Origin of the sequence: Kitasatospora sp. NPDC059088, assembly GCF_042738155.1 — a bacterium.
GTDB lineage: Bacteria > Actinomycetota > Actinomycetes > Streptomycetales > Streptomycetaceae > Kitasatospora.
Window position 1 is genome coordinate 1 of record NZ_JBHYGR010000055.1, and the last position, 8,999, is coordinate 8,999.

Consider the following 8,999-nt stretch of genomic DNA (forward strand, 5'->3'; position numbering starts at 1 on the left):
GGGCGCGGGGGGGCGCCCCCCCCGGGCCCGGGGGGCCTTCGGGCGGGCGCCGGGCTCAGGCGAGCAGGTCGGACTGGAGGTCGACCACCTGGCGGAAGGCCGCGGCGGGCACGCCGCGCGGGTTGGTCATGGTGATCACGGCCACCACGTCGGAGGCCGACACGAACGCCAGACGGGTCGTCGGCACGTCCTTGCCGGCGGTCTCCCGGGACTCCTTGCGGGTCACCTCGACACCGTCCGGCAGCTCGCCGTCGGCCGAGGAGGGCGCGGTCCTCGCGTCGGGCGCGGCCTTGAGCTGGATCTCCGAGCGCGTCCGGGAGAAGGTGTCCCAGGCCTCGGCGGAGGTGCCGAAGCGCATCAGCCGGATCCGGGTGCTGGTGCCGTCGGAGGCGGTCCACTCCCGGACGGTGGCCGCGCGGCACACGTTCTGCCGCAGCAGGGTCCGCATCCGGGCCGGGTTCTGCAGGTCGCCGAGCAGCGCGTCGCAGGACACCCAGTTCGCCGGGGCCGCCCCCTCGGGGCCCACGGTGGCCGTGCCGGAGGCGCTCGGGCCCGCCGTGGCCGAGGGGGTCCCCGACGGGGTGTCGGAGGGCGAGGCCGTGGGCGAGGCCGAGCCCGCCGAGCCCGCCGGGAGCGTCGGGGCCGTCGGGGCCGGGAAGACCGGCGGGTTCACCGAGCCGCCGGCCTCCTTGGGCACGGGCAGCAGCAGGTGGCGCAGGTCCGCCAGGTGCACGGCCGCGCCCTTGTCCTTGGCCTTGTCCTTGAGGTTGGGCGCGGCCTTGCCCGAGGGCAGCGGCGGCAGGGCCAGCGGCGGGAAGGTGTAGCGGCCGTCTCCGGCGGTGGCCAGGCCGGGGATGTCGGTGCGCTCGGGCGCGGTGACGGCCAGCGCGGTACCGGTACCGGCCAGGGCGAACACCAGGACGGCGCAGCCCCAGCGCACCGCGGCCTTGCGGCGGCGGGTGCGGTGGGCGGCCTGCTCCTCGGCGGCCTGCGCCGCGAGGGCCTGCGCCGCGAGGGCCTGCGCCGCGAGGGCCTGCTCCTCGGCGGTCGGCTCCTCGACGGTCGGCGCCGTGGTGGGGGCCGGGTCGGCGGCGGGCTGCGGGGCGGGCCCGGACTCCGGGGCGGGCTGCGGGGTGGGCTCGGACCCGGGCCCGGGCTGCGGGGTGGCGGCGTGGTCGGTCATACGGAGGCTCCGGGGCTGGCGAGGCGGTCGAGCTGCATGGTGAAGAGGGCCACGATCCTGTCCTTGGGGAGCGGTGCCACACCCTCGGCGCTCATGATCACCAGGAGGTCGCCCTCGGCGGCCGAGCACTCCAGGTAGTCGATCGGCGCGGAGGGCGGCGCGGGCATCAGGTAGCAGTGCGCCTCGGGGTGGCCGGGGACCTGCGGGCCGGAGCGGAAGATGCCGGTGTCACCGGTGAACACCGCGGTGTACTCGTTGATCCGTTGCACCTCCTGCTGGTTGAACTGGCGCAGCCGCAGGCCGACCACCAGGTTGCCGCCGTCGTTGCGGTAGGTCCGCACGCCGGTGCCCTTGACGTGCAGGCCCTGCCAGTAGGAGCGGAGCTTGTCGCGCTTGTCCTTGGGGACCTGCTGGAGTTCGGCGTCCATCTCGTCGGAGAGCTGCCCGGCGCCGAGCTCGGTGTCGTTGCCGTAGCCGCCCTCGTCGGGGCCCGGCGCGTAGCCGGCCGGGACGGGCAGCAGCAGGTCGCGCAGCGAGCCGAAGTGGCTGCCGTTGGACTTGGCGCCGAAGGGCGTGGGGGTGGCGGCCGGGGCCGGGGTGCCGGTGGGGCCGGCGGCGGCGACCGGGGCGGGGTCGTCGTACCGGGTCTTGATGATGCCGACGCCGATGACCACGCCGACCAGGGCGGCGGCGACGGTGGCGGCGCCCGCGCGCAGCAGGCGGCGGGAGGCGGGGTTCGGGGGCGAATCCGGGGTCGGGTCCGGCGTGGCGGGCGCGCCCGCCGGGGCGAACTCGCCTGCGGGCGCGGCCGGTTCGGGGGTGTGCTCGGCCGGGACGGCCGGGGTGGCCGGGGTGGCCGGGACATGGGGCTCGGCCGGGGTGGCCGGCACGGCGCTCACGGAGTCGTCGGTCATGTCAGCCGCTCCCACTGCTGCTTGGCGAGGGCCTTGAGGTCCCCGGATTCCACCGGCTTGGGGCTGAAGACCTCCACGGTCATCAGCACCGTGCCGCGCTGGGCGGCGGCGTGGCCGTAGTAGTACTGCTCCTTGGTGTCGGACCACTGCCTGGGTTCCGGGTCCACCCGGTAGCCGCCGTCGGTGTCGTCGGCGAAGGCCTGCCCGTGGAAGGCCGCGGCCTCGTCGATGTGCTCGGGCGTGTACTGGGTGAGCGTGACCCGGTAGCGGATGTCGCCCTTCATCCAGTCCACCTCGGCGGCGCGACGGAAGCCGGACGTGGCGAGGTCCTTGAAGACGACGGCCGCGTCGCCCTTGCGTTCGGCGAGCTCGCCGATCGACATCCAGCCGGGCTTGTCCGGGTAGTCGCCCCAGGCGGTGCTGCCGTCGGGGGCGCTGACCACCAGCTTGCGCAGGTCGCCCTCGATGGCGGGCGGCGGGGGCTGGGCGGCGGCGAGGGCGGCCGGGTCGACCGTCTCGGCCGGGTAGGCGGGCAGGGCGACCTGGAGCGGCGGCAGCGGCGTGGGCGGGCGCTGGGCCTGGATCGCGTAGCCGACGCTGCCGCCGGCCAGCACGCCCACGACCAGGGCGCAGACGGACAGCAGCACCGGGCGGGGGCGGCGCGACGGGCGCGGGGCGGTCTCGGGGCCGGCCGACAGGAAGTCGGCGTAGACGTCCACGGCCGGGGCCGGAGCGGCGGGCTCCGGGGCGGCGGGCTCCGGCGCGGCCGGGGCCTGGTGCGCCGTCCGGTGTGCCATCGCCTCGCCTTCGGCCGACCAGGGGGACGGGGCCGGGACGGGCGGCACCGGCGGGACCGGTGGCACGGGCGGTACGGGCGGCACTGGTGGTACGGGCGGCAGCGGCGGCGTCGGCGGTTCGGCCGACGCGGACGGGTCGGCGGCCGCGGCCGGCGGCTGCTCGGGTTCGGTGGTCACGGAAGCGACTCCAGAGGAGGAGGGGCGGGAGGACGTCGTGGGGCGGGCGCGCGGGCGCGGGCTCAGCCCCCGGAGGCGAGCCACTCGCGCTGGCGCTTCATCAGGTCGTTCAGCAGCGCCTTGTCCGGCGTGCCCTTGACCTCGACGTCGACGGTGTACTGGACGTCGCCCTGGCTGGAGATGCCGGTCATCGAGCCGGTGTAGGCCTCGTTCTTGGGCTTGCGGCGGAAGCCGTGGGCGTTGGGGTCGCCGTCGATGTCGATCGCTTCCTGCGACTTGACGGTGTAGCCCTGGACGAACCGGCTCGCCAGGTCGGCGGAGCCGAAGTGCAGCAGGGTGACGGTGACTTCGGCCGTGCCGTCGGCGGTGCGGTAGGTGCGGGTGGCGCCGTCGCGGTAGCCGAGGCGGCTGAGGATGGTGTCGATGTCGTCCGGCTTGCCGAACATCTCGGAGACGTCGTCGCGGGTCATCGCCATCCCGTCGGCGGGCCCGTAGGACTCGCCGCCGGCCGGGATCGGGAGCAGGAAGTAGCGCAGGTCGCCGTCGTGCTTGCCGCCGCTGACGGTGCCCTTGACGGTGCTGGCCGGGGCGGGCTCGGTCGGGACGGCCGTCGGCACCGGGACGGGTACGGCGGAGGGCGTGGCGCTCGCGGAGGCACTCGCGCCGGCGCTCGCCGGGGCGGCGGTGGCGGTGGCACGCGGCGCGGGTGCGGCGGCCCGGTGGCCGTCCGGCTTGCCGACGGCGACGGTCACCGCGGCGCTGGCCGCCGTGACGGCGAGCAGTCCGGCGGTGGCCAGCGCGACGCCGACGGCGCGCGGCAGCCGGCGCGGGGCCAAGACCGCCGGGGCCGGGTCGGCGGCGGGCACGGGCACGGCAGCCGCTTCCGGCGCGGCTGCGGGCTCGGGCGCGACGCCGGCCGGCTGCGGCTGCTGCTCCGGCGGCGGATCGGTGAACGCGGCGCTCTCGTTCTCGGGCGCGGGCAAAGGACTCCCCCATGGGAATGATCGGAAATGTCGCACGTGGGCCACCGTCGGAAATCCGCTCCCCCGCAGCCTTCCCGGACCGGCCATCACGTCTCTCACCAGGCAGTATGAGAGTCCGATGACATTCTCGCCAACAAAATCAATCACCGCACTCCCGTGCAATGCCCGATGAATCGGACACTCCGTGACCCAACCGCAACAGGCGCCCTGACGGGGTGTCGTGCGTCCGGGTGTCGTGGAGGCCGTGGTTCCGGGCCCGGCTTGAGTTGGAGTGCACTCCAAGTCCTACGGTTCCTTCCGTGGTCAGGGCCGGTCGGCCGGGGCCGCGGCACGGGAACGGGTACGAGGAGAGGACAGGCGCGATGGGTGCTTCGGAGCAGGGGGCCGGGCAGCGGCGGGAGCGGTTCGAGCGGGGCATGGAGGTGCTCACCCGGGTCGACGGGGAGGGCGGGCAGCGGGTGGTGGACGCGCTGGCCGACATCAGCCCGGAGCTGGCCCACCAGGTCGTCGCCTGGGGCTTCGGCGATGTCTACAGCCGCCCCGAACTCGCCCCGCGTGACCGGCAGTTGGTGACGCTGGGGATGCTCACCGCGCTCGGCGGCTGCGAGCCGCAGCTGGAGGTCCACATCAACGCCTCGCTCAACGTCGGCCTCTCCCCCGTCGAGATCACCGAGGCGCTGCTGCACTCGGCCGTGTACTGCGGGTTCCCCAAGGCGCTGAACGCGACCTTCGTCGCCAAGAAGGTCTTCGGCGAGCGCGGCCTGCTGCCGGTCACGGCCGCCTGACGCCGGACCACCCTGCCACCGGGGCGCGGCCGGTGCCATCATGCGGCCATGACGTATTCGGCAGCACGTGACGCGTTGGAGGGCCTGGCGCTCGGGGACGGCTTCGGCGAGCGGTGGTTCCCGCTCTTCCGCACACCGAAGGCGGCGTTCGCACAGATCCGGGCCCGGCGGGTGCCGCCGGAGACCCCGTGGCACTGGACCGACGACACGGCGATGGCGCTGTCGGTGTACGGGATCCTCACCGCGTACGAGGCGGTGCACCAGGAGCGCCTGGCCCAGGCCTTCGGGGCGACGTACCTGGCCGACGCCTACCGCGGCTACGGCAACGGCATGAGCCTGCTGCTGCCCCGGCTGGCCGCGCGGCCGTCGGCGTGGCGCGAGGAGTCGCGCAAGCTGTTCGACGGCCAGGGCAGCCTGGGCAACGGGGCGGCGATGCGGGTGGCGCCGCTGGGCGCCTGGTTCCACGCGGACCTGGACGAGGCCGCGGAACAGGCCGCGCTGTCGGCCGAGGTGACGCACGCCCACCCCGAGGGGATCGCCGGCGCGGTGGCCGTGGCGCTGGCGGCCGCGCTGGCCGCGCGCGGACGCGGCGGCGTCGGGGCTCCGGCACCGGCACCGGCACCGGCCGGGGCCGCCTTCCTCGCCGAGGTGGCCGGGCGCACCCCGGCCGGCCCGGTGCGCGAGGGCCTGTCCCGGGCCGCCGAACTCGCCCCGGACACCGAGCCCTGGCGCGCGGCGGACCTGCTGGGCAACGGGCAGCGGGTGCGGGCCGGCGACACCGTGCCCTTCGCCCTGTGGTCGGCCGCCCACCACCTCGACAGCCTGACCGACGCCCTGTGGAGCACCGCCGAGGGCCTGGGCGACGTGGACACCACCTGCGCGATCACCGGCGGCGTGGTCGCCGCCCGCACCGGGCTGGGCGGTCCGGCCGCCGGCTGGCTCGCCCGGCGCGAGCCCCTGCCGGCCTGGGTGGCCGGCGCCGAGGACGAGACCCCGGTACGCCGCACGGGCTGAGGCCCCGGGCGGACCGGGGCGGCGGGGAGGCTCCCCGCGGCCCCGGCCGCGCGCTGCTCAGGGGGCCAGGCCCGAGGCGGTGAGGGCGGCGGCTGCGGCGGGGCCGGGGCCGTCGGGGGCGTCGGTGCGCCAGGCGAGGTGGCCGTCGGGGCGCAGCAGGGCGGCGGTGGCGGTGTCCCAGCCGGGGTGGGGGCGGGTGAGCGGGGCGCTGTGCAGGGTCAGGCCGGGGCGGGCGAGGTGGTCCGGGCGGGTGGAGCCGGTGAGGTCGAGCAGGACGGGGCGGCCGGGGCGCAGCAGGGTGAACAGGGTGGTGGCGCCGAGGTGGAGGTCGGGGGCGCGGGTGCCGGTGAGCGGGTGGGCCTCGGGTCCGTCGGGGGCGGCGGGGTAGCGGACGGCGAGGCCGGCGGAGCGGGCGGCCAGGGTGTCGGAGAAGGTGGGGACGCCGTCGATGAGTTCGCCGAGCAGGTCGCGCAGGGCGAGGGTCTCGGGGCTGTGGTCGGCCATCAGGCCGCTCTGGGCGCGGGTGCTGCGCAGCAGTTCGGCGCCGACGGGGTGGCGTTCGGCGTGGTAGCTGTCGAGGAGGGTGTCGTCGGCGGTGCCGTGCAGGACGCGGGCGAGTTTCCAGCCGAGGTTGAAGGCGTCCTGGAGGCCGACGTTGAGGCCGGGGCCGCCGGCCGGGAAGTGGCTGTGGGCGGCGTCGCCGGCCAGGAGGACGCGGCCGTGGCGGTAGTGGGCGGCCTGGCGGGCGGCGTTGCCGAAGGTGGAGAGCCGGCCGGGGTCGCGCATGCCGTAGTCGGTGCCGGCGATGTGGCGGACCTTGGTGCGCAGTTGGTCGAAGGTGGGCGGGCCGTCGGGGCGGGTGCGGTTGGTGGCGGCGTCGTTGCCGACGACGCGGTGGATGCCGCCGGGCAGCGGGAAGACCATGAGGGCGCCGCGCTCGTTGGCGAGGGCGGGGGTGCGGGGCGGGGTGTCGAGGACGACGTCGCCCATCCAGGCCCAGAAGGTGGCGGGGGTGCCGGGGAAGTCGATGCCGGCGGCGCGGCGCACGGTGCTGCGGGAGCCGTCGCAGCCGACCAGGTGGGCGGTGCGCAGGCGGTAGGGGCCGTCGGGGCCTTCGACGTGGACGGTGACGGCTTCGTCGTCCTGGGTGAGGCCGGTGACGCGGTGGCCGCGGCGCAGGTCGGCGCCGGCGGCGACGGCGTGCTCGGCGAGCAGGTGTTCGGTGCGGGCCTGGGGCAGGGCGAGGGTGTAGCGGTGGGGGGTGTCGAGGCGGGTGTAGTCGAGGCGGGCGGGCAGGGCGGCGAAGTGTCCGGCGGGGATGCGGACGCCTTCGGCGAGGAAGGGTTCGAGCAGGCCGCGGGAGTCGAGCATCTCCAGGGTGCGCGGGTGCAGGGAGGTGGCCCGGGAGTGCGGGTCGGGTTCGGTGCGGGTCTCCAGGAGTGTCACCTCGGCGCCGTGCAGGCGCAGTTCGGCGGCGAGCCAGAGGCCGACGGGGCCGGCTCCGGCGATGACGACCTGGTGGGTGGGTGTGGTCATGGGTGTCCCCTCCACGGTTCTTGGTCAGTGACCAATGGCGTTGGCCCCAGCACACTAGGTCAGTGACCAAGAAGCAAGCTCCGCCCGCCGGGCAGCCCCGGCTGGACACCGCCGCCGTGGTGCGCGCGGCCCTCGACCTGCTCGACGACAAGGGCGCCGGCGCGATGTCGGTGCGCGGCGTCGCCGAGCGCCTGGGTGTCCGGATGAACACCGTGCTGTGGCACGCCAAGACCAAGGGCCGGCTGCTGGAACTGATGGCCGACGCGATCGTCGCCGGGGTCGACCCGGACGGCCTGCCCGGGCCCTGGCGGGAGCGGGTGCGCGAGCTGTCCCACCGCTACCGGCGCGCCCTGCTGGCCCACCGCGACGGGGCGCTGATCGTCGCCGGGACGTACGCGGCCGAGCCGGCCACCCTGCGCCACGCCGACGCCGTACTGGCCGCACTGCTGGAGGGCGGGCTGGACGAGCAGCGCGCGGCCTGGACGTTCTGGAGCATCCAGTACCTGGCGCTCGGCCTGACCCAGGAGCAGCAGGCCCTGGCCGCCCAGAGCGGCGAGCACTCCCTGGCCGGGGCGCTGGCCGACGGCGCCCACCCGGCGCTGGGCCGGGTCGCGCGGCACCTGGAGGGCGACGACTTCGACGCGCGGTTCGCCTTCGCCCTCGACCGGCTCCTCGAACAGCCTGGCACGGCGGGCTAGTTCGCGACCACCGGGCGCGGCGGGGCGGTCCGCGACCGCCGGGCCGGCGAGGAGGGCGCGGCCGGTGCGGCCGTGGCGATGTCGCAGCCCTGTCACCGTCGCGGGAGAAGCCTGGCCACGGGGGCCGGGCGGGCCCAGGATCGGGAGCGGTGGCGGGACTGCGGCGTCGGGGGCGGGTGTGACCGGGACGGGGTTCGAACGACGGTGCGTGGCGGTGACCGCGGCGGCGACGGTGACGTCGGCGCTCGCGGGCTCGGCCTCGCTGTGGCCGTGGTCGCAGGACGACCCGGTGCCCGGGTGGCTGTGGTGGCTGTGCGCCGCGGCGGCGGCGGCGCTCCCGGCGGCCTGGCTCCCGGTGCGCCGCCGCGCCCCGGAGCGGGAGCGCGGGACGGGCACCCGGGCGGTGGGGTTCCTGCTGCTGGCACTGCTCACGGTGTTCCTGGCCGCGCAGGTCGCCGGCACCGTGCGGGAGCGGCTGGGCCATCCGCGCCGTACGACGGCCTGGGTGACGGGCTGCCGGGTGAGCGGCCAGGAGCCGGGCGGGGACGGCGGCGGCCTGGGTGCGAAGACCTACGCCTGCACGTTCCGCTGGAGCGTCGACGGGCGGGAGTTCAGCGCGGAGCGGCCGCAGGGGCCGTATCCGCGGGGCCACGAGATCACGGTGTGGCTGGACGAGCGGGGGCGGATGAGCACCGGCCGGCCGAGCTGGCTGTCGGTGCCGCTGTTCGCCCTGCCCCTCCCGTTCACCGTCTACGGCGCGGTGTTCCTGGGCCGCTGGACGGCCGAGGACCTGAGGGAGCGGTGGCACCGTGGGGGGGGGGGGGGGGGCCCCCCCCCCCCGCGGGGGCGGGGGGGGGGGGGGGGCCAGCGGGGGGCCCCACCCGGTTTGGCCGCAAAACACAAAAGTAGGCC

9 protein-coding genes are annotated in these 8,999 nt (G+C 76.5%); 4 read left to right on the forward strand and 5 right to left on the reverse strand.

The genetic code is table 11. The features are described from left to right. Positions 1-55 precede the first annotated feature (55 nt). The 4 genes from ACFWXO_RS23935 to ACFWXO_RS23950 form a co-directional block, all read right to left on the reverse strand. Positions 56-1,183 (reverse strand): hypothetical protein, encoded by a 1,128-nt coding sequence (locus ACFWXO_RS23935; protein WP_380525780.1) that lies wholly within the window; start codon positions 1,181-1,183, stop codon positions 56-58. Further along, positions 1,180-2,097, reverse strand: a complete 918-nt coding sequence (locus tag ACFWXO_RS23940; protein WP_380525782.1) for a hypothetical protein — start codon at positions 2,095-2,097, stop codon at positions 1,180-1,182. The genes ACFWXO_RS23935 and ACFWXO_RS23940 overlap by 4 nt, the downstream gene beginning before the upstream one ends. After that, a complete protein-coding gene (locus ACFWXO_RS23945; RefSeq protein ID WP_380525783.1) occupies positions 2,094-3,071 on the reverse strand; it encodes a hypothetical protein in 978 nt (325 codons plus the stop codon). Before ACFWXO_RS23945 ends, ACFWXO_RS23940 begins: the two co-directional genes overlap by 4 nt. 62 nt (positions 3,072-3,133) lie before the next feature. Continuing rightward, on the reverse strand, positions 3,134-4,054 hold the full coding sequence (locus ACFWXO_RS23950) for a hypothetical protein (protein WP_380525785.1): 921 nt from the start codon (positions 4,052-4,054) through the stop codon (positions 3,134-3,136). A 362-nt stretch (positions 4,055-4,416) separates the two neighbouring features. Here ACFWXO_RS23950 and ACFWXO_RS23955 point away from each other — a divergent pair, with 362 nt between their 5' ends. Both ACFWXO_RS23955 and ACFWXO_RS23960 read left to right on the forward strand, forming a co-directional pair. Continuing rightward, on the forward strand, positions 4,417-4,839 hold the full coding sequence (locus ACFWXO_RS23955) for a carboxymuconolactone decarboxylase family protein (RefSeq protein WP_380525787.1): 423 nt from the start codon (positions 4,417-4,419) through the stop codon (positions 4,837-4,839). 48 nt (positions 4,840-4,887) lie between these two features. Beyond that, positions 4,888-5,853 (forward strand): ADP-ribosylglycohydrolase family protein, encoded by a 966-nt coding sequence (locus tag ACFWXO_RS23960; RefSeq protein ID WP_380525789.1) that lies wholly within the window; start codon positions 4,888-4,890, stop codon positions 5,851-5,853. A 57-nt stretch (positions 5,854-5,910) separates the two neighbouring features. Here the strand turns inward: ACFWXO_RS23960 and ACFWXO_RS23965 are convergent, their stop codons facing one another. Beyond that, entirely contained in the window at positions 5,911-7,389 is a 1,479-nt protein-coding gene (locus ACFWXO_RS23965) for an FAD-dependent monooxygenase (RefSeq protein WP_380525790.1), read from the reverse strand. A gap of 62 nt (positions 7,390-7,451) precedes the next feature. On the opposite strand from ACFWXO_RS23965, the gene ACFWXO_RS23970 reads away from it, so the two are divergent. Then, positions 7,452-8,087: a TetR/AcrR family transcriptional regulator C-terminal domain-containing protein gene (locus ACFWXO_RS23970; protein WP_380525792.1), complete on the forward strand. Its 636-nt coding sequence runs from the start codon at positions 7,452-7,454 to the stop codon at positions 8,085-8,087. A gap of 208 nt (positions 8,088-8,295) precedes the next feature. Beyond that, positions 8,296-8,999 (forward strand): hypothetical protein (locus ACFWXO_RS23975; RefSeq protein ID WP_380525794.1); only part of this gene is annotated, 704 nt, incomplete at its 3' end.